This window comes from Pseudomonas bharatica CSV86, from assembly GCF_000319305.2.
GTDB lineage: Bacteria > Pseudomonadota > Gammaproteobacteria > Pseudomonadales > Pseudomonadaceae > Aquipseudomonas > Aquipseudomonas bharatica.
The window spans coordinates 920495-946280 of sequence record NZ_AMWJ02000001.1; the positions used below are offsets into that span (position 1 = coordinate 920495).

The 25786-nt window shown below is 64.3% G+C and carries 14 protein-coding genes and 1 pseudogene; 5 read left to right on the forward strand and 10 right to left on the reverse strand.

Annotated features, from left to right (window positions below):
- Window positions 1-158 precede the first annotated feature (158 nt).
- Window positions 159-1553 carry an aspartate aminotransferase family protein gene (locus CSV86_RS04260; RefSeq protein WP_009403108.1) on the forward strand — a complete coding sequence of 465 codons (1395 nt, stop codon included), beginning with the start codon at window positions 159-161 and terminating at the stop codon, window positions 1551-1553.
- 52 nt (window positions 1554-1605) lie between these two features.
- The gene (locus tag CSV86_RS04265; protein WP_009403109.1) at window positions 1606-1827 is read left to right on the forward strand and encodes an MbtH family protein; all 222 of its coding nucleotides are present in this window, start codon (window positions 1606-1608) and stop codon (window positions 1825-1827) included.
- Between the two features lie 127 nt (window positions 1828-1954).
- Here the strand turns inward: CSV86_RS04265 and CSV86_RS04270 are convergent, their stop codons facing one another.
- Both CSV86_RS04270 and CSV86_RS04275 read right to left on the reverse strand, forming a co-directional pair.
- The gene (locus CSV86_RS04270) at window positions 1955-2494 is read right to left on the reverse strand and encodes a PA2404 family protein (protein WP_009403110.1); all 540 of its coding nucleotides are present in this window, start codon (window positions 2492-2494) and stop codon (window positions 1955-1957) included.
- Window positions 2491-3681, reverse strand: coding sequence for a PepSY-associated TM helix domain-containing protein (locus tag CSV86_RS04275; RefSeq protein WP_009403111.1), 1191 nt, complete (start codon window positions 3679-3681; stop codon window positions 2491-2493). Before CSV86_RS04275 ends, CSV86_RS04270 begins: the two co-directional genes overlap by 4 nt.
- 225 nt (window positions 3682-3906) lie before the next feature.
- Between CSV86_RS04275 and CSV86_RS04280 the strand changes: the two genes are divergently transcribed.
- On the forward strand, window positions 3907-4884 hold the full coding sequence (locus CSV86_RS04280) for a TauD/TfdA family dioxygenase (protein WP_009403112.1): 978 nt from the start codon (window positions 3907-3909) through the stop codon (window positions 4882-4884).
- A 281-nt stretch (window positions 4885-5165) separates the two neighbouring features.
- On the opposite strand, the gene CSV86_RS04285 is transcribed toward CSV86_RS04280, so the two are convergent.
- The 8 genes from CSV86_RS04285 to CSV86_RS31630 form a co-directional block, all read right to left on the reverse strand.
- Window positions 5166-5765: a DUF6708 domain-containing protein gene (locus tag CSV86_RS04285; RefSeq protein ID WP_205346225.1), complete on the reverse strand. Its 600-nt coding sequence runs from the start codon at window positions 5763-5765 to the stop codon at window positions 5166-5168.
- Window positions 5766-5925: 160 nt separating this feature from the next.
- Window positions 5926-6423, reverse strand: coding sequence for a hypothetical protein (locus CSV86_RS04290; RefSeq protein ID WP_170394383.1), 498 nt, complete (start codon window positions 6421-6423; stop codon window positions 5926-5928).
- Between the two features lie 236 nt (window positions 6424-6659).
- Complete coding sequence (locus CSV86_RS04295; RefSeq protein ID WP_170394387.1) at window positions 6660-7457, reverse strand: hypothetical protein; 798 nt, start codon at window positions 7455-7457, stop codon at window positions 6660-6662.
- Window positions 7458-7496: 39 nt separating this feature from the next.
- Complete coding sequence (locus CSV86_RS31610) at window positions 7497-8261, reverse strand: DUF6708 domain-containing protein (protein WP_240160366.1); 765 nt, start codon at window positions 8259-8261, stop codon at window positions 7497-7499.
- Window positions 8258-9154: a hypothetical protein gene (locus CSV86_RS31615; protein WP_240160367.1), complete on the reverse strand. Its 897-nt coding sequence runs from the start codon at window positions 9152-9154 to the stop codon at window positions 8258-8260. Before CSV86_RS31615 ends, CSV86_RS31610 begins: the two co-directional genes overlap by 4 nt.
- On the reverse strand, window positions 9117-10451 hold the full coding sequence (locus CSV86_RS31620; protein ID WP_240160368.1) for a T6SS effector BTH_I2691 family protein: 1335 nt from the start codon (window positions 10449-10451) through the stop codon (window positions 9117-9119). The genes CSV86_RS31615 and CSV86_RS31620 overlap by 38 nt, the downstream gene beginning before the upstream one ends.
- A 1-nt stretch (window position 10452) precedes the next feature.
- Window positions 10453-10989 (reverse strand): hypothetical protein, encoded by a 537-nt coding sequence (locus CSV86_RS31625; RefSeq protein WP_240160369.1) that lies wholly within the window; start codon window positions 10987-10989, stop codon window positions 10453-10455.
- The gene (locus tag CSV86_RS31630) at window positions 10947-11453 is read right to left on the reverse strand and encodes a toxin VasX (RefSeq protein ID WP_240160370.1); all 507 of its coding nucleotides are present in this window, start codon (window positions 11451-11453) and stop codon (window positions 10947-10949) included. The genes CSV86_RS31625 and CSV86_RS31630 overlap by 43 nt, the downstream gene beginning before the upstream one ends.
- 253 nt (window positions 11454-11706) lie before the next feature.
- On the opposite strand from CSV86_RS31630, the gene CSV86_RS04310 reads away from it, so the two are divergent.
- Entirely contained in the window at window positions 11707-15075 is a 3369-nt protein-coding gene (locus CSV86_RS04310) for a non-ribosomal peptide synthetase (protein ID WP_009403117.1), read from the forward strand.
- Window positions 15072-25786 (forward strand): annotated as a pseudogene (locus tag CSV86_RS31635) (amino acid adenylation domain-containing protein); the annotation flags it as partial. The gene CSV86_RS04310 and the pseudogene CSV86_RS31635, both read left to right, overlap by 4 nt.

The window sequence follows — 25786 nt, forward strand, 5'->3', positions numbered from 1 at the left end:
CGATGGTGGATTCACCGGCGCAATCGCGGGTGAACCCGCTCCCACAAGGTCCCCGCAAACTGGAAAAAAACCTGTTCCACCCGGTAAATCCCCACCGCGCTGGTGCGTTTCTCCAGCAAGGAAACCCACCTCATCCAACTTTCTTGAGGGTTGCACAGATGTCAGTCGCTATCAGGTTTGCCGAAGGCCAGGAGGCCGGCGAAACGCTCTACCAGTTCGACGAGTCGCCACTGCTGGCCCGGCAAAGCCGCCAGGAATCCAACGCACGCAGCTACCCGCGGCGGATTCCGCTGGCGCTGAAACGGGCCAAAGGCATCCATGTCGAGGACGTTGAAGGCCGGCGTTTCATCGATTGCCTGGCCGGTGCCGGAACCCTCGCCCTGGGCCATAACCACCCGGTGGTGATCGAGGCCATCCAACAGGTGCTGGCGGACGAACTGCCGCTGCACACCCTGGACCTCACCACCCCGGTCAAGGACCAGTTCGTCCAGGACCTGTTCAGCATCCTGCCGCCGGCACTGGCGGCCGAAGCGAAGATCCAGTTCTGCGGCCCGACCGGTACCGACGCGGTGGAAGCCGCGCTGAAACTGGTGCGCACCGCCACCGGGCGCAGCACCGTCCTGTCGTTCCAGGGCGGCTACCACGGCATGAGCCAGGGTGCCCTGAGCCTGATGGGCAGCCTGGGCCCCAAGCGCCCGCTGGGTGCGCTGCTGAGCAATGGCGTGCAGTTCATGCCCTATCCCTACGCCTACCGCTGCCCGTTCGGCCTCGGTGGCGAGGCCGGGGTCAAGGCCAACCTGGCCTATCTGCACAACCTGCTGAGCGATCCCGAAGCCGGCGTGCAACTGCCGGCGGCGGTGATCGTCGAGGTGGTGCAGGGCGAGGGCGGGGTGATCCCGGCGGACCTGGAGTGGCTGCGCGGGGTACGCGCCATCACCGAAAAGGCCGGCGTGGCGCTGATCGTCGATGAAATCCAGAGCGGTTTCGCCCGCACCGGCAGGATGTTCGCCTTCGAGCACGCCGGGATCATTCCCGACGTGGTGGTCATGTCCAAGGCCATCGGTGGCAGCCTGCCGCTGGCGGTGGTGGTCTATCGGCAGTGGCTGGACAGCTGGGCGCCGGGCGCCCATGCCGGAACCTTCCGTGGCAACCAGATGGCCATGGCGGCGGGGTCGGCGGTGATCCGCTACCTCAAGGAGCACGATATCTGCGTCCACGCCGCCGCCATGGGCGAGCGCCTGGCCGGGCATCTGCGCGAGCTGCAGCAGGACTACCTGCACCTGGGCGATATCCGCGGACGCGGGCTGATGCTTGGCGTCGAACTGGTGGACCCGGATGGCGAAGTCGATGCCCTGGGCCATGCCCCGTACTTCCCGCGCCTGGCGCCGCTGGTGCAGCGCGAATGCCTCAAGCGCGGGCTGATTCTCGAACTGGGTGGGCGTCACGGCAGCGTGGTGCGCTTCCTGCCGCCGCTGGTGATCACCGCCGAACAGGTCGACGAAGTGGCGGCGATCTTTGCCCGGGCGTTGGCGGCGGCGGTGTCCAGCCTTTAATTTTTCGGCGTCCCCGCACGTCTAGGTACATATCAACTTTCGGAGAACAGCAATGACTTCAGTTTTCGACCGCGACGACATCCAGTTCCAGGTGGTGGTCAACCACGAGGAGCAATACTCCATCTGGCCGGACTACAAGGAAGTTCCGGCGGGCTGGCGCACCGTGGGCAAGAGCGGGCTGAAGAAGGACTGCCTGGCCTACATCGAAGAGGTCTGGACCGACATGCGCCCGCTGAGCCTGCGGCAGAAGATGGACGCGCAGGCGGCGCAATAACGAAAAAGCCCCGGTGAACGCCGGGGCTTTTTCGTGTGTCTCGCGCTGCTGGACCCTGTGACCCTGTGGGAGCTGCGGTGCGGCGGTCCGACTTGCCAGCGATAGGGCCCTGAAGGTCACCGGATGATCATCTGCCAGCCTGCGCTTGCAGCCACTCCACCGTCCGCGGCGAAGCCTCCGCCAACGGAATCGCCGCCTGATGCACCGCCCCGTCCCAGCCTTCCATGGTGATCCACAGCTGCGCATCCACTGGCGTGTTTTTCGGCACCGGCAACCCCGCCCCCAGCCGATGCGCCGAGCCAAAGAAGATCACCCCCGCCGCCCGCAGGCTGCGCGGCTTGCCGATCCTCAGGTAGGTCGCCTTGACCCGCCTGGCGCAGGCTTTGCACAGCTCGGCATTGAAGCTCTTCATATAGCCGGATGCACCATCCAGCTCCGGCCCGCGTTCCTTCAGTTCGGCCAGCTTCAGGCTCCAGGGCCCGACCTGGATATCGCCGACCACCCGCTGCCCCAGCCCGCGATCCCCACGAAACAACGCGGTCTCGGCGAAATACCGCGGCATGAAGCCCAGCGGAATCAGGATCAGCAGGATATTCAGATGAAAGCGCCACTTGCGCCAGAAACGCCCCAATGCCGATTCCGGCCGGGCAGCGAGGTCCTTGCTCACAGGATGTTCTCCACGGTGTTGACGGGGCGCGACTTGCGCTCCTCCCGGGCTTCACGCTTGAGCGCGGCGGCGGTGGCCAGGGCGGTGCGCTTGGTCCAGATCAGCAACCCGCTGAGCACCATCAGGCTCAATACCAGGCCGAAGAACGCCCAGATCGCCTTGATCCAGAAGCCGCCGAAGTCCCCGGTATGCAGCGGCCGCATCGACTCGGTGAGCAGTTCCACGCCGGTGCGGTCCGAGAGCAGCCGCGACGCGGCGATCTCGCCGGTGTAGGGATGGATGTCCACCAGTTGCGGAATCAGCGGATACCAGCTGCGCCCACCCACCTGCAGGGTGCCGTAGGTGTTGCTGGGCATGATGATATTGCTGGTGTCCAGGCTGGGGATCTTCTCCCGGGCGATGGCTACAGCGCGGTCCAGGCTGATCATCGGCGGCGGCTCGCCGTCAGCGGTGAGCGGCACGCTGTTGTGGGCCATCACCAGGGTCGCCGGGGAATAGCTGGAAATGCTCACCTGATTGTCCTCCAGCAGCGCCTGGACCAGGAACCAGGTGCCGGTGATGGAGATGGTCGCGATAAACCAGATCGACCAGATGCCACTAAGCCGGTGCAGGTCGCCCCAGAAGATCCGCGCGCCGTGGCGCAGGCGCAGCACCGGGTTGAAGAAGCCCTTCCAGAAGCGCTTGTAGACCACCAGCCCGGTAACCAGCGAGCCAAGCAGCGGCAGGCCGAGGAAGGACACCAGGTACCAGCCCCAGGAATGCCCGTTGGTTGCCGGGATCAGCCACCAGCCGTGCAGGGCACGGGTGAAGCGGCGGAAATCGAACGATGGGGCAAAGCCCTGGATCTCGCCGCTGTACGGGTTGACGTAGGCCATGCTGGTGCGTCCGCCGGGCAGGCTGATGGTGGCGTTCAGGGCGAAATAGTCGCCGTCCGGCTGGTACAGCGCCGCGATGATCGCCTCGGGATGCTTCTGCGCCAGGTGATCCTTGATCTCCTCGAAGCTCAGGCGCCGGGCATCCTCCGACGGCGCGGTGGCGCGCATCTCCGGGTAGGCCAGCCACATGATTTCCTTGCTCACCACCGCCAGGGTCCCGGTGACGCAGACGATCAGGACGAAGAACCAGATCGGCAGGGCCAGCCAGCTGTGCACCAGAAACCAGAGTTTCGAGCGGGACTTCTTCGACATGGGTAACGCTCTCGCTGCAAATTCGTGAAGGGCATCCATTTCTTTACGAACAGGCACGGGACGTTTTTAGGCAAAACCCGCAGCGAAGATGCAAGCAAATGTTTCTGCGTATGGGGGCGGGCGCCGGCCGGGCTAATTTTCCGCTCCGGCCAAACGTTCCATCAGCAGACGAGGCGTGCCCTGCCGTTGGGGCTTGGGTGGCCACAGCCTTCAGGGAGAACCTTCATGAGTCATGCGTTGAGTTTGGATATCCGCCCCTTGCTGGCCGGGTCAGGCACCTTGCCCATGCTGATCGAGGCACCGGAGCCGGGCCTGGACCTGATGGAAGCGCTGGGCGAATTCAAGCCACTGGTGGCGCAGCACCTGTACAGCGCTGGCGGCATTCTCTTCCGCGGCTTCGAGGTGGGTGGCGCCGAACGCTTCCGCGAATTCGCCGCCGGCTTCGGCGACCCGTTGCTCAGCTACGAATTCGGCTCGACCCCGCGCAGCAACGTGACCAAGGGCGTCTACACCTCCACCGAGTACCCGGCGCACCAGAGCATCCCCCTGCACAACGAACAGGCCTACACCCTCGACTGGCCGATGCGCATCTGGTTCTACAGCATGATCGCCGCCGAGACGGGCGGGGAAACGCCGATTGCCGACAGCCGCGAAATCTACCGACGCATCCCGGCGCGAATCCGCGAGCGTTTCGTCGAAAAGAAACTGATGTACGTGCGCAACTACGGCAATGGCCTGGATGTGGAATGGAGCCAGGTGTTCAACACCGACGACGAAAGCGTGGTCGAGGCCTACTGCCGGGCGCACGCGATCCAGTGCGAATGGAAGGACGACGGCGAACTGCGCACCCGGCAGATCTGCCAATCGGTGGCCACCCACCCGGTCACCCAGGACCGGGTCTGGTTCAACCAGGCGCACCTGTTCCACGTCTCCAACCTGCCGCCGGAAGTGCGCGAAAGCCTGCTGGACGTGGTGGACGAGGAAGACCTGCCGCGCAACGTCTACTACGGCGACGGCTCGCCGATCGAGGTGGACCTGCTGGATGAAGTGCGCGGTGTGCTGGACGACTGCACCATCAAGTTCCCGTGGCTGGAAAACGACGTGATGATGCTCGACAACATGCTCGCGGCCCACGCGCGGTCGCCGTTTACCGGGAAGCGGAAGGTGGTGGTGGCGATGGCGCAGGGGCATTCGGAGCGCTGAACCAGAAGCGAACGCCGGCCTTGTGGGGGTTACCCGCGATTGCGGTGGTGTGGCCACTATGGCTATCGCTGGCAAGCCAGCTCCCACAGGTTTCTCGGCCAACCGCGGGTTTCGTATTCGACACGGTCACTGTGGGAGCTGGCTTGCCAGCGATAGCGGTGGTGCAGCCACTATCGCAATCGCAGATGAACCCCACAGGGTCCGCGTCGCTCCAGATTCATCTGTTTTCTTCACAATATGTATTCTGTTATCCGCTGCGAAGGGACACTCACGCGGAGTCGTCATGGCGCAGTCCTCGATTCCAGATCCATATCCGCAGGCCATTCCACCTTTGGCGCCAGGAGCAGGGCGATGTTCATGCCCACATCGTTGTGATCCTTCGCCGGGCCAGGAGGTGGCAGTGCATCGGGGCCTTGCTGCATGTAGGTGCAGATGTAGGCCCAGGCATGGGCATCGGCACCCATGGTGGTCAGGGGGAAGCGGTCGATGACTTCGTTGGTGCCCGGTTTGACGATGGAGAGCACAACGCCGCCCTTGATGACCACTCCATTTCCCGTTGCGCCGCGCTTCAGCCAGCGTTCGGCTCGAACTTGTGACCAGTCGTAGGCGACTGGCTCCACCCGCCAGCGTTCGAAGGGGTTCCACCAGCGGTAGTTGAAGTTGTAGGCGTAGATGCGCTTACGTGCGCGGTTGAAGCGGAGGGGCTGATCCCGGGGCGGGGCGGTATCAACCTTGATACAGAACCACAAAGACCAAACTCCCACGGACATGCAAAAAATCAATAGCAACCAAAACTCAAAACTCAAACTTTGCTCAATTGAAAAAAAAGCCCATGAGAAATCAATCAGAACTGTACTAACCAACGGGGTAAACCAGATCATCAAGCCTCTGACAAGTGCGGACGAGCGAGGTAGTTCCAGATAAACACAATCTTGATGATTAGGTGTATCGAATCCGAGCGCCGAGATTATGACCGGTGGGTCATCAGGATGGGGGAGATCCTCTTGCCATCCAGAACAGGGGGAACAAGTTTGGGGTTGCTCATAAGATTCCCCACCCTTGCTGACCACTAATTTTGTCTTCCTTGACGACCAGTCGAGCTACACCGGACTCATCACTCTTGTCAGGCCAGTAAGACACCTCAAGTTCCAAGGCGTGAAAATCAAGTGGCCTTAAAAACTCAATGGAGCCCCTAATCTCAAGCGTTTTTGATTCTGCATCGTGCTGAATTACTGGAACTGTAGTGGCAGGGACATAACCCGGACTCTTCCATGATGCGGGAACAGGTTGTGGAGCATTCGTACCATCGATTTGCCCACTAGCGATTATCTGTCCTGGAACCTCCCGCTGCCGGTACGCCCACAATGCCCATTCATAGCGCGAAGCTTTAGCGTCGTAGCCTGGCAGGACGATTTTGTAGTCTATGAAACCGCCTGTGCCTAACACCTCCTTACCTTGCGTTTGGATTTGATGGACTACCTCGAGCTGTGCAATCAAACCCAGCAGTGCCGCATTCAACGCGCCGATGGCTGTGTCCATTTCGTGCGATTCCACCCAGCGTCGGTGCTCGACAGGCAGCCCCCAGAGCGAATGTCTCGTCCACAACTCCAGGGGTTGCGATTCCAATCTTTTCGCCCAAACCGCAACCCCAAACATGATAAGGCCGAGTACTACTGAAGCCGCGAGCGGGCCAAGCAGCATAGCCCCCCCACCCACCGACCCCCAAACTCCCGTTATTGCTGAGAAGGTTCCTAAAGCAGTTGCGCCCCCATAGGCTAACCCTGCCTTTTCATCGCCAGCTCTGTGCGCCCGCCCCGCAGCCAACGCATACTGCAACCCCTCAAACACACTAGCCACCGACACAATCGCCCCACCGAATTGCAGAATCCGCCCCCCAACTCAACCGGCACCACCTGCCCTGCAGAACGAACCGACACCTTCAAATCCGGCCGAAACGTCTGAATAACTCCCCCAACGATCTCGACCCCCGCCCCCATCACCCCAACCGACGCCGACAGCACCGCCGCCACCGCCTCGTCGTGCTCGTCGCCAATCGTCTTGAGCATGTTCTGGTAGCTTCGGCGCAGTGCGTCCTGCTGGAAGTACAGGCTGCCCACGGACATCCCCAGGTTGGCCACACCAGTCCCGTTGAAACTCACGGCATTGCGCATCCTGCGCATCGATTCGCCGGCCAGCAGGCGGGCGTCCTCGGCAGTGAGGCTGAGGTGATGGGCCAGGTCCTTCATGCCGGTCTTGAGGGCAGCGCTGCCGATGCTGACGCTGACGCTGACGTTGCGCAGGGCATCGTCTAGGCCGTCGCCTAGACCACCGCTCAGCGTTTCCAGGCGGGCCTTGAGGCTTTCGGCGCTTTCCGTCGTCCAGACGACGATATCGATCAGCCTGGCGTGGTTGCTGCCCAGTGCCGGGGCAATGTAGTTGCTCAGCAGCATGGCCCGCACCTTGCGTTCGGCCGGCTTGCGGAACTGCTGGTCGACTTTGCTGGCAACCCGCTCGACACCCTCATAGAGCACTTCGTTGAGCAGCGTGAGGTACTCGGCCACCTTGAGGGACAACAGGGCGAAACGAGTTTGGGGCCGCTCATAAGCCCCCACTCATGGCGCAGTCCTCGATTCCCGATCCATGTCCGCAGGCCACTTCACCTTGGGCGCCAGGAGCAAGGCGATGTTCATGCCCACATCGTTGTGATCCTTCGCCGGGCCAGGAGGTGGTAGTGCATCGGGGCCTTGTTGCATGTAGGTGCAGATGTAGGCCCAGGCATGTGCGTCGGCGCCCATGGTGGTCAGAGGGAAACGGTCGATGACTTCGTTGGTGCCGGGCCTGACGATGGAAAGCACTACGCCGCCCTTGATGATCACTCCATTTCCCGTTGCACCACGCTTCAACCAACGCTCGGCCCGGACTTGTGACCAGTCGTAGGCCACCACCTCCACCCCCCAGCGAGCGAAAGGGTTCCACCAACTGTAGTTAAAGTTGTAAGCATAGAGACGTTGGCGGGCGCGATTAAAACGAAGTGGTTGATCCCGAGGAGGTGACACCTCAAACCTCCAGCATATGGGGATTGCCCACATCACCATTAAAGATGTGCAAATGAAGATCACCCATCCATCAATACTCATGGATTGCTCAATGGTGAATAAAAACCACAAATCCTCGGCCAGAGCGAACACCATAACCGGCATGAACCAGATCACCAATCCTCTGATCAACGAAGACTTTCGCGATAATTCCAGAAAGATATTGTCTCGATAGTTAGGCGTTTCAGATCCCAAGGCAGGAACTACGACCGGCGACTCCTCTGGATGGGGCAAATCTTCTCTCCAGCCAGAACAGGGGGGAACAAGCTTGGGGTTGCTCATGAGAATCCCCACCTTTGCGGATCACGAATTTTGTCTTCTTTGACGATCAGCCGGGCTACCCCGGACTCATCGCTCTTATCGGGCCAGAAGGACACCTCAAGTTTCAACGCGTGAAAATCAAGTTTCCCAGAGAAGCTAATGGGGCCTCTGATTTCGAGCGTTTTTGACTCGGCATCGTGCTGAATAACTGGAGCGGTCGTGGCAGGGACGTAAGCAGGGTGTTTCCACAATGCGGGAGCAGGCAATGGATCATTCGTGCCATCGCTTCGTCCACCAGCGATGATTTGGCCCGGTACCTCCCCTGGCCTGTACGCCCACAATGCCCATTCATAGTGTGAAGCTTCAGCGTCATAGCCTGGCAGGACGATTTTGTAGTCTATGAAACCGCCTGTGCCTAACACCTCCTTACCTTGCGTTTGGATTTGATGGACTACCTCGAGCTGTGCAATCAAACCCAGCAGCGCCGCGTTCAAAGCTCCGATAGCCGTATCCATCTCGTGCGAGTCTTTCCAGCGCCTGTGTTCTTCCGGTAGTCCCCAAAGCGAATGTCGAGCCCAAAGTTCAAGCGGCTGCGATTCTTGTCCTTTTGCCCATACCGCAAGTCCGTAAGCTACAAAGCCAAAAACGACAGCGGCTGCGAGCGGGCCGAGGAGGAAACCGGTCGCTCCCACTGAACCGATTACTCCTGTCAATGCAGAAAGACCTGCAAACCTCGCCGCCCCCCGGTAAGCCCTGGCTGCTGCTTCGTCGCCAACCTTTCTTGAACGCCCAGCCGCAAGCGCATACTGCAACCCCTCAAACACACTAGCCACCGACACAATCGCCCCACCGAATTGCAGAATCCGCCCCCCCAACTCAACCGGCACCACCTGCCCTGCAGAACGAACCGACACCTTCAAATCCGGCCGAAACGTCTGAATAACTCCCCAACGATCTCGACCCCCGCCCCATCACCCCGACCGACGCCGACAGCACCGCCGCCACCGCCTCGTCGTGCTCGTCGCCAATCGTCTTGAGCATGTTCTGGTAGCTTCGGCGCAGTGCGTCCTGCTGGAAGTAAAGGCTGCCCACGGACATCCCCAGGTTGGCCACACCGGTCGCGTTGAAATCCACGGCATTGCGCATCCTACGCATCGATTCGCCGGCCAGCAGGCGGGCGTCCTCGGCAGTGAGGCTGAGGTGATGGGCCAGGTCCTTCATGCCGGTCTTGAGGGCAGCGTTGCCGATGCTGACGCTGACGTTGCGCAGGGCATCGTCGAGGCCGTCACCAAGACCGCTTCTCAGCGTGTCCAGGCGGGCCTTGAGGCTTTCGGCGCTTTCCGTCGTCCAGACGACGATATCGATCAGCCTGGCGTGGTTGCTGCCCAGTGCCGGGGCAATGTAGTTGCTCAGCAGCATGGCCCGCACCTTGCGCTCGGCCGGCTTGCGGAATTGCTGGTCGACTTTGCTGGCAAACCGCTCGACACCCTCGTAGAGCACTTCGTTGAGCAGCGTGAGGTACTCGCCCACCTTGAGGGATACGGTGATCCGGGTGGTTTCGACGCCGTAATAGCGCAGCCAGATCTTCCGGTGCAGTTCCAGCAGCAGCGCCCTGGTCTGTTCCGACAACTGCTCCCCGAGGGCATTGCTGGCGGCGGCGGCAGCGCCGAGCAACTGGCTGACGGCGTCGGCAATGCCCTTGTCACCCTCCATTGCGCCGATCAGGGTCTTGGCACCGTGGAAGACCCGGGTCTGTTCGTCTCCGGCCAGGTCGTCGGCAAACTGTTCAAGCCCCGTCCTGTCGAGGGCCCGCATGGCCTTGTGGAACAGGCTGTCCTGATTTTCCAGTTGCTCCAGCCAGAGGCTTCGCGTTGCACCGAACTGGTTGGCGGCGATGGGCTCGGTCACCCCGCCGGCATAGCACATCGCCAACATGCGGATACAGCCATCATGCGATTCCTTGATCCCGGAGACATAGTCGTTGAGCGCGGCCAAGCGGAACGCCGGGCCGTCGTGATGGCTGACATAGAGTTTGGCAACGTCGTCGACGATCTTCTGCCAGGCCGCCAGGGTCTTGTCGTAGTGGTCCTGGAACGCCTTGCGGGCTTTTTCGTCGTAGCGGTCGTCGAGCCGTTCACGGGCATCGGCGATTGCCTCGGTGCTCCGGCGCGCCTTCTCCTCCTCCAGGTCGGGTACCGGCAGGTGTGGCATGTTAGTAAGGGTGCCCCTCGGACTGGGAGCTAGTGTTGTAGCTCTCCCGGTGCTCGACCACTGCCTCGGCGCCCTTGGTCGCACGCTCATGCGCCTTGTTGACCTGGAACTGACCAATACCGAGCAAGGTCTGGGAGGTGAAGTGTTCGAAACACCGTTGCGGTTCGGCACTCCATTCCTGCATGGCCTGATAGCGCAACACACGCTGGGCATTCAGCTCCTGGACCATGCCGATGGGATCGGGCAGTACCAGGGCCAGTACGCCATTGGCTAGCTGGTATTCCTTGCTCACGGTGCGCACATGTGCTGCCAATGCGCGCAGCCGGTGATTGCGCGGATAGTAGCCGTGCACGCTGTGGAAGTCGTCGGTCATGGACTGGGCATATTCAAGGACCTGGTGCATCTGCAGGTCGGTTTCGGTCATGGCGATGCCGACGCTGGCCGGGTCTTCGCGGGCGGTCTTGAGGTCGAGCTTGTGGAAGCGCTCGTCGAGGTTCATGCCGTCGACCACGCCACCGCGCTGGTAGGCGTACAACACCTCCGCAGGCCAGGGGTCGTTGGCGATGGCCAGCCAGGCGGTGGAGTACCTGTGGAAATTGATGTTGATGAGGAGGCGGGAATGTCGTGGTCCTGCTGGAAGCAGATCCTGCTCAACGGCACCGGCTCCTGGCGCGGGACCTGAAACGCCGGGAATTGGCGCAATACACCTTCGGGAGTGATCTGGTACGCCTGCCAGTACTTGCGGTCGAGCAGCACATAGAGAAAGCCCCGGCGCAGGATGCGTGGCTGACCGAGGACCATGCGCACGGCCTTGACGTCGGAGCCGTGGGAAACCGGCCGCGCCTGGGTTTGCCAGGGCTCGGGGGCGTAGGCGGCGCGCAGCGGCAGGATGGGCAGGCCCCAGCGCTGGCAGGTCTTGCAGCGTTCGTTAGGGACCGGGTCGGCTTGCTCGATGCAGGCATCCAGGGCCAGGGCCAAATTGCAGTTGGTGTCGTCATTCATGAGTTCAATGCTTCCTGCGATTTCCAAGGGAATCAATTCCGCAGAGATGCTGAAGACCGGCCAGCTACGGGTATATAGGAAAAGTCCTGAGTGGGGCGGTGAAACATCCGTACGTTTACAGGCGTCGCATCCAGTTTCCCGATACATCCCCACCCATCCCCCAATCCCCAATCCTTGCTAAATATTTCCCTCCCAGTTCGTTCTTGTTGATACGACCAAACCACGGTCACGCCGATCAGCAAGGACCCACCGCATGAATGCCGAACAAGCCCGGACACTCGCCCGCCGTTTCGTCGAGTTGCCTGCCGCCAGGCGCAGCCTGTTCCTTGACGCGCTGCGTCGGGAAGAGGTGGACTTCGCCCAGTTTCCGATTCCGTCCTGCGCCGGGCTCGCCGAGCGCGATGGCCTGTCCCATGCCCAGCAACGCATGTGGTTCCTCTGGCAGTTCGATCCGCAGGGCGCGGCCTATAACCTGCCGGTCTCGGTGTGCTTGAACGGTCCCTTCGACCTTGGCGCCCTGGAGCGCGCGTTCAACCGCTTGATCGAGCGCCATGAAAGCCTGCGCACCACCTTTGCCCAGGAGGGCGAACAGGCGATCCAGCAGGTCGCCGCAAGCGGCAGCGTGGATATCGCTTTGCGCGACTTGAGTGATCTCCCCGAGGCGCAGCAGTGGCCCGCAGCCCGCGCAGCGATGGCCACCGAGGCCCTGACCCCCTTCGATCTGCAACAGGGCCCGCTGCTGCGCGTCCGTGTGCTGCGCCTGGCCGCCGAGCAACACGTTCTGCTGCTGACCCTGCACCACATCATCACCGACGGTTGGTCCATGGGCGTGCTGATCGACGAGTGCCTGGCCTGCTATGACGCGCTGGTCACCGGCCAGCCGCTGGAGCTGGCGCCGCTGCCGGTCCAGTACCGCGACTATGCTCTGTGGCAGCGCGCCTGGCTGGAAGCGGGCGAGCAGGCGCGGCAGCTGGAGTACTGGCGCGCGCACCTGGGTGACGAGCATCCGCTGCTGGAACTGCCCACCGACCGTCCCCATCCGCTGTTGCCCACCCAGCAGGGCAAGTGCCTGCCAATCGAACTCGACAGCGGGCTGCTGAAAAACCTCCAGGGCCTGGCCCAGCAGCAGGGCGTGACCCTGTTCGTGGTCCTGCTGGCGTCGTTCAAGGCCCTGCTGCACCGCTACAGCGGCCAGCGCGATATCCGTGTCGGCGGGCTGATCGCCAACCGTACCCGCAGCGAAACCGAAGGCCTGATCGGCTTCTTCGTCAATACCCAGGTGCTGCGTACCGAAGTGACCGGCGACACCCGTTTCGACCAGTTGCTGCAGGCCGTGCGCCAGACCGCCCTGGGTGCCCAGGCGCATCAGGAGCTGTCCTTCGATGCCATCGTCGATGGCCTGCAGATCCCGCGCAGCCAGAACCGCAATCCGCTGTTCCAGGTGATGTTCAACCACCGTCCGCTGGTCAATGCCATCGAGAGCCGCCAACTCGCCTGCGGCCTGAACGTGACCGGGCTGACCGCGGAGCAACTGGGCGAGGACCAGCGCCCGCAGGCCGCCGGCAGCGACCTGATGCTGGAAACCAGCGGCGAAGGTGAACAGCTGAAAGCCTCCTTCACCTACGCTACCGATCTGTTCGACGAAGCCACCGTGCAACGCATGGCCGGGCACTGGCGCACGCTGCTGCGCGGGATCTGCGCCAACCCGCAGGCGCGGGTCGATGCGCTGCCGCTGCTGGGTGACGATGAGCGCGAGTTCCTGACCCGTGGCGTCAACCAGAGCGCCCGCGAGTATCCGCTGGAGCGCAGCTATGTGGCGCAGTTCGAGGAACGGGTTGTGGCCCATCCCGAGCGGATTGCCGTCAGCCATCTGGCCGACCGGATCAGTTACCAAGCACTCAACGAGGCCGCCAACCGCCTGGGCCATGCCCTGATCACGGCGGGCGCCGGCTTCGACCAGCCGATCGCCCTGCTGGCCGAGCGCGGCCCGGACCTGCTGGGCATGATCATCGGCAGCTTCAAGGCTGGCGCAGCTTACCTGCCGCTGGACCCGGCACTGCCGAACCAACGTCTGAGCGGCGTTATCGGGCAGAGCAGGGCGCCGGTGCTGGTGTGCAGCGCCGCCTGCGAAGCCCAGGCCCGTGAGCTGCTGATTGGCAATGAAGCGGTGCAGCTGCTGGTCTGGGAACAGGTCCAGCAAAGCGCCGAAACCACCAATCCCGGTCGCTACAGCAGCCCGGACAACCTGGCCTACGTGATCTTCACCTCCGGCTCCACCGGCCTGCCGAAAGGCGTGATGGTCGAGCAGCGCGGCATGCTCAACAACCAGCTGAGCAAGGTCCCGTACCTCGACCTGAGCGACCAGGACGTGATCGCCCAGACCGCCTCGCAGAGCTTCGACATTTCGGTCTGGCAGTTCCTCGCCGCACCGCTGTTCGGTGCCCGGGTGGATATCGTGCCGAACGATATCGCCCGTGATCCACAAGCGCTGCTGGCGCACGTTCAGCAGCAAGGCATCAGCGTGCTGGAAAGCGTTCCGTCGCTGATTCAGGGCCTGCTGGCCGAGGAGCGCGTCAGCCTGGACGGCCTGCGCTGGATGCTGCCGACCGGCGAAGCCATGCCGCCGGAACTGGCGCGCCAGTGGCTGCTGCGTTATCCACAGATCGGTCTGGTGAATGCCTATGGTCCGGCCGAATGCTCGGACGACGTGGCCTTCTTCCGGGTCGATCTGGCGTCCACCGAAAGCACCTACCTGCCCATCGGTACCCCGACCGACAACAACCTGATCTACCTGCTGGACGATGCACTTGAACTGGTCCCTGTCGGAGCCGTAGGCGAGCTGTGCGTCGCCGGTACCGGCGTCGGCCGCGGCTATGTCGGCGACACCCGCCGAACCGTTCCTGTCTTCGTTCCCAACCCGTTCGGCGCCCCGGGCGAGCGCCTGTACCGTACCGGCGACCTGGCCCGGCGCCGTGCCGATGGCGTGCTGAAATACGTCGGCCGTGCCGACCACCAGGTGAAGATCCGCGGCTACCGCATCGAACTGGGCGAGATCGAGGCACGGCTGCTGGAACACCCGGCGATCCGCGAAACCGTGGTGCTCGATATCGACGGCCCACAGGGCAAGCAGCTCGCCGCCTACCTGGTCAGCCGCGAAGCGGTCGATGCCGACCAGCTCAAGGCCGCGCTCAAGGCCCATCTGCCGGACTACATGGTCCCGACCTTCTTCATCCCCCTCGACGCCATGCCCCTGACCCCCAACGGCAAGCTCGACCGCAAGGCCCTGCCGCAGCCGGACGCCAGCCAGGCGCTGGCGCGCTATGTGGCGCCGGTCAGCGAGGTGGAGCAGCAGCTCGCCGCGATCTGGGCCGAGGTGCTGAAGATCGAACGGGTTGGCCTTAACGACAGCTTCTTCGAACTGGGCGGGCATTCCCTGCTGGCCGCGCAGATGGTCGCGCGGATCAAGAAGCACCTGGGCGTCAGCCTGCCGCTGCGCACCCTGTTCGAGAAGCCGCTGCTGGGCGAGCTGGCCGCCGTTGCGGCGCTGGGCACCACGACGAATGAAGACGACTGGGACGACATGGACCAGTTCATGGATTCACTGGAGGAAACCGAAGCATGAGCGGGACCACCACTGCACGTATTGCCAAACGCTTTGTCGGTCTGTCGCTCGATCAGCGCCGTCAGTTCCTCGCCAAACTGCGCGCCGACGGCAAGGATTTCAGCCTGCTGCCCATCGTCGAAAGCCGCCACGACGTCGCCGCGATCCCGCTGTCCTATGCCCAGCAACGCCTGCTGTTTCTCTGGCAGCTCGATCCGACCAGCGACGCCTACAAGATGAGCACCGCCCTGCGCTTGCGCGGGCGACTGGACGAGCAGGCCCTGCAGCGCTCCTTCGACCACCTGCTGCAGCGCCATGAAGTGCTGCGCACGGTGTTCAGCACCGACGGCGAGCAGCCGCGCCAGGTGATCCTCCCGGCGCTGGCGCTCGACCTGCAACGCGTCGAGGTCAAGGACGATGCCGAACTGTCTCGCCTGGCCGGCGAGTTCATCGCGCGGCCCTTCGACCTGCTCAAGGGCCCGCTGCTGCGTGCCAGCCTGTTCCGTTTGAGCGAGGACGAGCAGGTACTGGTGGTGTGCATGCACCATATCGTTTCCGATGGCTGGTCGATGGAGGTGATGGTCAAGGAGTTCGCCCAGAGCTATCAGGCCTTTGCCCAAGGCCGCGAGCCGGAGCTGCCGGCACTGGCCCTGCAATATGCCGACTACGCCATCTGGCAGCGCCAGTGGCTGGAGGCCGGGGAGGGCGAGCGGCAACTGGAGTACTGGCGCCGTCAGTTGGGCGACGAGCAACCGCTGCTGGAAGCAGCCCAGGATTTCCCCGCCCGCCGGTGCAGAGTTTCCGTGGCGAGCACCTGAAATTCGATTTCGGCGGCGAGCTCTCGCAACGCCTCAACGCCTTCGCCCGCAGCCAGGGCCTGAGCCTGTTCATGCTGGTGCTGGCCGGCTTCTCGCTGTTCCTGTCGCGTCAGTTCGGGCAACGCGATATCCGTATCGGCGTGCCCAATGCCAACCGTGGCCGCAGCGAGACCGAAGGGCTGATCGGCTTCTTCATCAACACCCAGGTGCTGCGCTGCCAGGTGGACGAGCGCCTGAGCTATCTCGACCTGCTGGCGCAGATCCGCGAGACCTCGTTCGAGGCCCAGGCCCACCAGGACGTACCCTTCGAGCAACTGGTGGACCAGCTGGCGCCGGAGCGCAGCCTCGGCCATAACCCGCTGTTCCAGGCCAAGTTCAACCAGAACGTGGTGCTCAAGCAGGAGCTGTCGCTGAAGCTGCCGGGGCTGGACGTCAGCGAATACCCGATGCACCGCGAGGGCGCGCATTTCGACCTGGCCCTGGATATCACCGATGACGGCCAGCTGATCCATGGCGATATTGCCTACGCCAGCGACCTCTACCAACGCGCTACCGTCGAGGCCTTTATCCCGCAACTGCTAGGCCTGTTCGAAGCCCTGCTGGCAGCCCCGCAGGCCCCGCTGTATCGCCTTGCCGCGCTGCCGCACGCCGCGCCAGCCCCGCACTGGACACTGCGCCTTCGGTTCTTGACCAGTGGCAAGCCAATGTTGCCCGGCAACCCGAGGCTATCGCCGCCCGCTGCCTGGGCGACAGCCTGACCTTCCGCGAACTGGACCAGGCCGCCAACCGCCTGGCCCACCATCTGCTGCAGCAGGGCGTGGGCCAGGGCCAGCCGGTGGCGGTGCTGATGGAGCGTTCGCTGCCGTGGCTGACCGCATTGCTGGCGATTTTCAAGGCCGGCGCGGTGTACATGCCCCTGGATGTGAAGGCGCCGGACGAACGCCTGCAACAGATGCTGGCGCGTGCCGGTGCCAGGGCCGTGCTGCGTGCCGAAGGCGACCGGCGCCTGGACGTGCCCGTCGATATCGCCTGGCAACCGGCGCTGTGGCAGCAGCAACCGGCGACCGCGCCGGCCATCACCTTGCACGGGCAGTCCCCGGCCTACGTGATCCATACCTCCGGCTCCACCGGCCAGCCCAAGGGCGTGCTGGTCAGCCACGCGGCGCTGGCCAGCTATGTGCGCGGCCTGCTGGAGCGCCTGCAACCGGCGCCGGGCGCGAGCATGGCGCTGGCCTCGACCATCGCCGCCGACCTTGGCCATACCGTGCTGTTCGGCGCGCTGTGTGCCGGTCGCACGCTGCATGTACTGCCCGAGGCCCTGGGCTTCGATCCGGATGCCTTCGCAGACTATATGACGACCCACCAGGTGGGCGTGCTGAAGATCGTTCCCGGCCATCTCGCCGCGCTGCTCCAGGCGGCGCGGCCGGCCGATGTGCTGCCGCGGCACCTGCTGATCGTCGGTGGCGAAGCCTGCCCGGCCGGGCTGGTAGAGCGAGTGCGCGCGCTGCGTCCGCAGTGCCGCGTGGTCAACCACTACGGTCCGAGCGAAACCACGGTCGGCGTGCTGACCCATGAAATCCTCGGCGATGTGCCGCAGGTGGTGCCGGTGGGCGAGGCGCTACCAGGTGCCGTGGTGCGGGTGCTGGACGATGTCTTCAACACCGTGGCCGAGCGCGTGCCCGGCGAGCTGTATATCGGCGGCGCCAGCCTTGCCGAGGGCTATCTCGGCCAGCCGGCGCTGACCGCCGAACGCTTCGTGCCGGATCCCCATGGGCCGGCAGGCGCGCGCCTGTACCGCAGTGGCGACCGGGTGCGCCGCAACCGCCAGGGCCAACTGGAGTTCATCGGCCGTGCCGACGACCAGGTGAAGATCCGCGGTTATCGCGTGGAGCCGGCGGAAGTCGCCCGGGTCCTGCAAGGTATGGTGCAGCAGGCGGTGGTCCTGGCGGTGCCGCAGGATGACGACGCCAGCCGCCTGCAATTGCTGGCATGGGTGGTGGCAGAGGGCGTCACCGGCGAAACCTTGCGCCAGCAACTGGCTCACGTGTTGCCCGAATACATGGTGCCGGCGCAGATCGTGCTGCTGGAGCAGTTGCCGCTGACTGCCAACGGCAAGCTGGACAAGCGTGCCCTGCCCAGGCCGGGCGCGGTGCAGCAGCGTTATGTCGCCCCGCAGGGCGAGATCGAGGAAAAGCTTGCGGCCATCTGGCGCGACGTACTCAAGCTGGAGCAGGTCGGCAGCTCCGACAACTTCTTCGAGCTGGGCGGCGACTCGATCCTCAGCCTGCAGATCATTGCCCGGGCCAAGCGCCAAGGGATCAAGCTCAATCCCAAGCAACTGTTCGAGAAGCAGACCATTGGCCAACTGGCCACGGTCGCCAAACTGATCGAGAAGAAGGCTGCGGCCCCGGTGGTCGAGCAGATCACCGGCAACCTGCCGTTGCTGCCGATCCAGGCACGCTTCTTCGAAACCGATATTCCCGAGCGCCAGCACTGGAACCAGTCGGTGCTGCTCAAGCCGACCCACAAGCTGGACAGCGCCACGCTGCACAAGGCCTTGCATACCTTGCTGGAGCAGCACGATGCCCTGCGCCTGAACTTCGCCCGGCAGTACGCGGGCTGGCAGGCGGTGTTCGCGCCGCTGAACAGCGCCGAGGTGCTGTGGACCCGCGAACTGGCGAACCTTGAAGCCCTCCATGAGCTGGCCGAGCAGGCCCAGCGCAGCCTTGATCTGAAGAACGGCCCGCTGCTGCGCGCCGTACTGGTAGACCTGCCCGAAGGCGAGCAGCGCCTGTTGCTGGTGATCCATCATCTGGTGGTGGATGGTGTTTCCTGGCGCGTGCTGCTGGAAGACCTGCAACAGGCCCTGGCCGGCGCGGCCCTGCCGGCCAAGACCAGTTCATACAAGGCCTGGGCGGAAAAACTGCACGCCTGGGCCAACAGCCCGGCGCTGGAAACCGAGCGCGACTACTGGCATGGCCTGCTCGACGGCGCCGATGGCGCACTGCCGCAGGACAATCCCCACGGCAGCCTGCGCATCGAAACCGCTGCCCATGCCGCCTCGACCCTCGACGAGGAACTGACCACACAACTGCTCAAGGTTGCCCCGGCGGCCTATCGCACCCAGGTCAACGACCTGCTGCTGACCGCCCTGGCCCAGGTGCTGTGCCGGTGGAGCGGGCAGCCGTCGGTGCTGGTCCAGTTGGAAGGCCATGGTCGCGAAGACCTGTTCGAGGATATCGACCTCAGCCGCACCGTCGGCTGGTTCAGCAGCCTGTTCCCGGTGCGCCTGGCCCCGGCGGCGCAGGTCGGTGCCTCGATCTGCGCGATCAAGGAACAACTACGCAGCGTACCGGGCAAGGGCATCGGCTTCGGCGTGCTGCGCTACCTTGGCGACGGCGATTTCGCCCACCGGCTGGCGGCGCTGCCGCAGCCGCGGGTGACGTTCAACTACCTGGGCCAGTTCGACGGCAGTTTCGACCGGGAGCAGGGCGCCTTCGTCCCGGCCGGCGAAAGCAGCGGCCAGCCCTTGTGCCCGCAAGGCCAGCTGGGCAACTGGCTGAGCGTCAACGGCCAGGTCTTCGATGGCCAGCTGCGCCTGGACTGGACCTACAGCCGCGAGATGTATCGCGCGGACACCATCGAGGCGCTGGCCCGTGCCTATGAACAGGCACTGGCCGAGCTGATCCGCCATTGCCAGGCAGGCAACCACGGCGTGACCCCGTCGGACTTCCCGCTGGCCGGGCTGGACCAGGCGCAACTGGACCGCCTGCCGCAAGCCGCCGTGACCATCGAGGACATCTACCCGCTGGCGCCGATGCAACAAGGCATGCTGTTCCACAGCCTGTTCGCCAAGGAGGCCGGCAATTACATCAACCAGTTGCGGGTCAGTGTCAGCGGGCTCGAGGCGGCCCGCCTGCACCAGGCCTGGCAGGCGCTGCTGGACCAGCATCCGGTGCTGCGCAGCGGCTTCGTCAGTGATGCCGACCACCCGGTGCAGGTGGTGCAGCGCCGGGTCGAGCTGCCTTTCGTGGAGATCGATGCCCGCGGGCGCGCCGACCTGGACGGCTGGCTCGACGACTGGGCGCGCCTGGAGCGCGACAAGGGGTTCGAGCTGGCCCGCGGCCCGCTGCTGCGTGTGGCGCTGATCCGTACCGAGGATGACCGTCACGAGCTGATCTACACCAGCCACCATATCCTGATGGACGGCTGGAGCAGCTCGCGCATGCTCGGCGAAGTGCTGCAGCGCTATGCCGGGCAGGTGCCGGCGCGCCAGGTCGGCCAGTACCGCGACTACATCCACTGGCTGCAAGGCCAGGATGCCGGGGCTGCCCAGCGTTTCTGGCTGGAGCAACTGGCCGCGTTCGACGAGCCGACCCGTCTGGCCCAGGCCCTCAAGGGCGCGGCGGACGGCGAAGGCTATGGCGAATACCGGGAGGATCTGGACGCCGGGCTGAGCCGGCGCCTGGGCGAGTTCGCCCGCGAGCAGCGGGTCACCCTGAACACCCTGGTGCAGGCCGCGTGGCTGTTGCTGCTGCAACGCTATACCGGGCAGTCCAGCGTCACCTTCGGCGCCACCGTGGCCGGACGGCCCACCGAACTGGCCGGGATCGAGGAGCAGCTCGGCCTGTTCATCAACACCCTGCCGGTGCTGGCGAGCCCGCGTTGCGAACAGTCCGTGGCGGCGTTCGTGCAGCACGTGCAAGGGCTGAACGTCGCCCTGCGCGAGTTCGAACACACGCCACTGTACGAGGTGCAACGCTGGGCCGGCTGGAGCGGCGAGGCGCTGTTCGACTCGATCCTGGTGTTCGAGAACTACCCGGTGTCCGAGGCGCTGCAACAGGCGGCACCGGACGGGCTGCGCTTCGGTGAGGTGCGCAGCCAGGAGCAGACCCATTACCCGCTGACCCTGGTGGTGAATACCGGCGAGCGCCTGTCGCTGCGCATCAGCCATGATCGCAGCGCCTTTGGCGTGCGGGCGGTCGAGCAACTGGCGGCGCATTTCAATCATCTGCTGGCGGCGCTGATCGAGGACCCGGCGCGGGCGCTGGGTGAGCTGGTATTGCCAGTGACTGTGAGCCTGGAGCTGGCGGCCTTCCCGAGCGAGCAGTGCATTCACCAGCGCATCGAAGCCCAGGCGGCGAGAGTGCCGGAAGCGGTGGCCGTGAGCTTTGGCGGTGAGCAGCTGACTTATACACAGCTGAACCGCCGGGCCAACCAACTGGCGCACAAGCTGCGCGAGCAGGGCGTCGGGCCGGATGTTCTGGTTGGGCTGTCGGTCGAGCGCAGTCTGGAAATGCTGGTTGGCGTGCTGGGCATTCTCAAGGCTGGTGGCGCCTATGTGCCGCTGGACCCGGAGTATCCACAGGACCGTCTCGACTACATGAAGGCAGACAGCGGTATAAAGCTGTTGCTGACCCAGGCCGATCTGCTGGGCTCTTTCGAGGGCTATAGCTATGAGAACCCGGTCAACCTGACCTCGCCGGATAACCTGGCCTACGTGATCTACACCTCCGGTTCCACCGGCAAGCCGAAGGGCGCGTTGCTGCCGCACCAGAATGTCCTGCGCCTGTTCGAGGCCACGGATGAGTGGTTCGGCTTTGACGAGAAAGACGTGTGGACCCTGTTCCATTCCTACGCCTTCGACTTCTCCGTGTGGGAGATCTTCGGTGCGCTGATGCATGGCGGGCGTCTGGTAGTCGTGCCGCGTGAGGTGACCCGTTCGCCGGAGGACTTCAACCGGTTGCTGGTGGATGAAAAGGTCACGGTGCTCAACCAGACCCCGTCGGCCTTCAAGCAACTGGTCCGCGTTGCAACCGAGCCATTGAGCCTGCGCTACGTAGTGTTCGGCGGCGAAGCGCTGGACGTAGGCAGCCTGCAACCTTGGTTCGACCGCTTTGGTGACCAGCAGCCGCGTTTGATCAACATGTATGGCATCACCGAAACCACGGTGCACGTGACCTACCGTCCAATCACCAGGGCAGACCTGGTGCAGGCCGAGGTCAGCCCGATCGGTGAAGCGATCCCCGACCTGTCGATGTATGTGCTGGACACCGACTTCAACCCGGTGGCAACCGGCGTCTGCGGCGAACTGCATGTCGGCCACGCCGGTCTGGCGCGCGGTTACCACAATCGCGCCGCCCTGACCGCCGAACGCTTCGTGCCCAACCCGTTCGCGAAAGACGGCAGCCGCCTGTACCGCACCGGTGACCTTGCCCGCTTCCGCGAAGCCGGTGTGATCGAGTACGCCGGCCGTATCGACCATCAGGTGAAGATCCGCGGTTTCCGTATCGAACTGGGCGAGATCGAGGCGCGGCTGCAGGAGCATGAAGGCGTGCGCGAGGTGGTAGTGCTGGCGGTCGATGGCCCGGCAGGCCAGCAACTGGCGGCCTACCTGATCCCGACCAACCCGGATCAGGGCGACCTGCGCGACAGCCTGAAATCTCATCTGCGGGCCAACCTGCCGGACTACATGGTCCCGACCCACCTGATCCAGCTGGAATCCTTCCCGCTGACCGCCAACGGCAAGCTGGACCGCAAGGCCCTGCCCAAGCCCGATGCGGCCAACCTGCAAGGCGCGTATGTGGCCCCGGTCAGCGAACTGGAGCAGCAGCTTGCATCCATCTGGGCGGATGTGCTGCAAGTCGAAAGGGTCGGCCTGAGCGACAACTTCTTCGAACTGGGCGGCCATTCGCTGCTGGCGACCCAGGTCATCTCCCGCGTGCGCCAGCAACTGAACCTGGAACCGACCCTGCGCAACCTCTTCGAAGCCGCCGACCTGTCCGCCTTCGCCGCGCTGGCCGGGCAGGGCGAGGCCAGCCGTGCCCGGCCTTCGTCCGCGCCGACCGCAGCCAGCCGCTGGCGCTGTCCTACGCCCAGCAGCGGCAGTGGTTCCTCTGGCAACTGGAGCCCGGGAGTGCCGCCTACAACATCCCGGTGGCCCTGCGCCTGGACGGCGAACTGGATATCGACGCGCTGGAGTCCAGCTTCGCCGCCCTGGTCGCCCGCCATGAAACCCTGCGCACCACCTTCCGCCAGGACGGCGAGCGCGGGGTGCAGGTGATCCATCCGGCGACGCCGTTCGTGCTGGCAGTGGAAACGCTGGCCCCGGGCGAAACCCTGGAAGCCAGCATCGCCGCCGAGGTGCGCCGGCCGTTCGATCTGCAACAGGGGCCGTTGCTGCGGGTCAAGCTGCTGCACCTGGACGAGAACCGGCATGTGCTGGTGCTGACCCAGCACCACAGCGTTTCCGATGGCTGGTCGATGCCGATCATGGTCGACGAGCTGGTGCGCTTCTACGCAGGCTTCAGCCAGGGCCGCGATATCGCCCTTGATCCCTTGCCGTTCCAGTACGCCGACTATGCCCTGTGGCAGCGCCAGTGGATGGAAGCCGGCGAGCAGCAACGCCAGCTCGCCTACTGGACTGCCCAACTGGGCGGTGAACAGCCGGTGCTGGAACTGCCGACCGACCGTCCGCGCCCGGCGATCCAGCAACTGGCCGGTGCCCGTTGCCCTGTCGCCCTGGATTCAGCCTTGGTGGACAGGCTCAAGGCCGTGGCCCGGGAGCAGGGCGTGACCCTGTTCATGCTCCTGCTGGCCTCGTTCCAGACCCTGTTGCAGCGCCACAGCGGGCAGCACGATATCCGTGTCGGCGTGCCCGTCGCCAACCGCACCCGCGCGGAAACCGAAAGGCTGATCGGCTTCTTCGTCAACACCCAGGTGCTCAAGGCCGAGTTCGCTGCCGACACCACCTTCAGCCAGTTGCTGCAACAGGTCAGGCACACCGCGCTGCAAGCCCAGGCCCATCAGGAACTGCCCTTCGAGCAACTGGTGGAAGCCCTGCAACCGCAGCGCAGCCTGAGCCACAGCCCGCTGTTCCAGGTGATGTTCAACCACCAGGCCGAAGCCCGGGGCGCGGCGCGTCAACTGCCGGGCCTGAGCGTCGAAGTGCTGGCTGCCGACAGCCAGTCGGCGCAGTTCGACCTGACCCTGAATACCGTCGAGCATGCCGCCGGCCTGGAAGCGGAACTGAGCTATGCCACGGCGCTGTTCGATGCCTCGACCATCGAGCGCCTGGCCAAGCATTGGTGCACGCTGCTGCAAGGCATCTGCATCGACGCCGACCAGCGTATCGCCGAGCTGCCGTTGCTGGACGCCGAGGAACGTCGGCAGATCCTGGTGGAGTGGAACCAGAGCCAGCTCGACTACCCACGCGGGCAATGCCTGCCAGCGTTGATCGAAGCGCAGGTCCGGGCTACCCGGAGGCGGTCGCGCTGGTGTCTGCTGACGTGTCGCTGAGCTACGCGCAGTTGAATACCCGCTCCAATCAGCTGGCGCACAAGCTGCGCGAGCTGGGCGTCGGCCCGGATGTGCTGGTGGGCGTGGCGCTGGAGCGCGGCCCGGAGATGGTCGTCAGCCTGCTGGCGATCCTCAAGGCCGGTGGCGCCTATGTGCCGCTGGACCCGGATTTCCCGGCGGACCGGCTGAGCTACATGATGCAGGACAGCGGCCTGCGCCTGCTGTTGAGCCAGGCTTCGCTGGTTGGGCAACTGAGCATTCCTGAAGGCGTGCAGACGCTGTGCGTGGACCAGCACGGCAACTGGCTGGATGGCTACAAAACCGACGACCTGCCCGCGACTGCCGGCCCGGACAACCTCGCCTACGTGATCTACACCTCGGGCTCCACCGGCCTGCCGAAGGGCGTGACCATCCACCATCAGGCCCTGGTCAACTTCCTCTTCAGCATGGCGGACAAGCCGGGGCTGACGGCGACTGACCGGGTGCTGTCGCTGACCTCGCTGTCCTTCGATATCGCCGGCCTGGAACTGTACCTGCCGCTGATTCGCGGTGCCTCGGTGGTCTTGCTCAAGCCGCACCAGAACAAGGACCCTCAGGCCCTGTTGCAGGTGATCGTCGAACAGCAGGCCAGCGTGATCCAGGCCACGCCGTCCAGTTGGCGGATGATCCTCGATGCGGCACCGGCTGGCGCCTTGAGTGGCAAGACCCTCCTCTGCGGCGGCGAAGCCCTGAACGCCGAGCTGGCCCAGCGCCTGATCGACCAGGCCGGGCATGTATGGAACGTCTACGGTCCGACCGAAACCACCATCTGGTCGGCCCGGCATTACCTGACCCGCGCCGACGATGTCTGGCTGGGCAAGCCACTGGCCAATACCACGCTGCATATCGTCAGCGACGACCTCGACGTACTGCCGGTCGGCGCCCGCGGTGAATTGCTGATCGGTGGCGATGGCCTGGCCCGTGGTTACCACCAGCGTCCGGCACTGACCGCCGAGCGCTTCGTGCCGGATCCGTTCTCCAGCACCGGCGGGCGTCTGTACCGCACCGGTGACGTGGCCCGCTACCGTGCCGACGGGGTAATCGAATACGTGGGTCGCCTGGATCATCAGGTGAAGATCCGCGGCTTCCGCATCGAACTGGGCGAAATCGAAGCGCGTTTGCTGGAGCACCCGGCGGTGCGTGAAGCCGTGGTGATCGATATCGATAACCAGCTGGCGGCGTACCTGGTCGCGGAGCAGGACACCCCGGAACTGCGCAGTGCCCTCAAGGCGCACCTGAAAGCCGGGCTGCCGGACTACATGGTGCCCAGCCACTTCACCTGGCTGGACAGAATGCCCCAGACCCCCAACGGCAAGCTCGACCGCAAGGCCCTGCCCAAGCCCGATGCCAGCCTGGCGCAGCGCGCCTTTGTGGCGCCGGTCAGCGAGCAGGAGCAGCAGGTCGCGGCGATCTGGGCCGAGGTGCTCAAGGTCGAGCGCGTGGGCCTGACCGACGACTTCTTCGAACTAGGCGGGCATTCGCTGCTCGCCGCCCAGCTCGTTTCCCGTATTCATTCCGGCCTCGGTATCGACGTACCGCTGCGCCTTATCTTCGAGAAACCGCAATTGAACGACTTT

Coding starts and splice junctions, on each gene's coding strand:
- CSV86_RS04290 (WP_170394383.1), bottom strand. CDS start 6,423: ATGGACACAGCCATCGGCGCGTTGAATGCGGCACTGCTGGGTTTGATT.
- CSV86_RS31630 (WP_240160370.1), bottom strand. CDS start 11,453: ATGAATGACGACACCAACTGCAATTTGGCCCTGGCCCTGGATGCCTGC.
- CSV86_RS04285 (WP_205346225.1), bottom strand. CDS start 5,765: ATGATCTGGTTTACCCCGTTGGTTAGTACAGTTCTGATTGATTTCTCA.
- CSV86_RS31620 (WP_240160368.1), bottom strand. CDS start 10,451: ATGCCACACCTGCCGGTACCCGACCTGGAGGAGGAGAAGGCGCGCCGG.
- CSV86_RS04310 (WP_009403117.1), top strand. CDS start 11,707: ATGAATGCCGAACAAGCCCGGACACTCGCCCGCCGTTTCGTCGAGTTG.
- CSV86_RS31610 (WP_240160366.1), bottom strand. CDS start 8,261: ATGAGCAACCCCAAGCTTGTTCCCCCCTGTTCTGGCTGGAGAGAAGAT.
- CSV86_RS04265 (WP_009403109.1), top strand. CDS start 1,606: ATGACTTCAGTTTTCGACCGCGACGACATCCAGTTCCAGGTGGTGGTC.
- CSV86_RS04275 (WP_009403111.1), bottom strand. CDS start 3,681: ATGTCGAAGAAGTCCCGCTCGAAACTCTGGTTTCTGGTGCACAGCTGG.
- CSV86_RS04280 (WP_009403112.1), top strand. CDS start 3,907: ATGAGTCATGCGTTGAGTTTGGATATCCGCCCCTTGCTGGCCGGGTCA.
- CSV86_RS04260 (WP_009403108.1), top strand. CDS start 159: ATGTCAGTCGCTATCAGGTTTGCCGAAGGCCAGGAGGCCGGCGAAACG.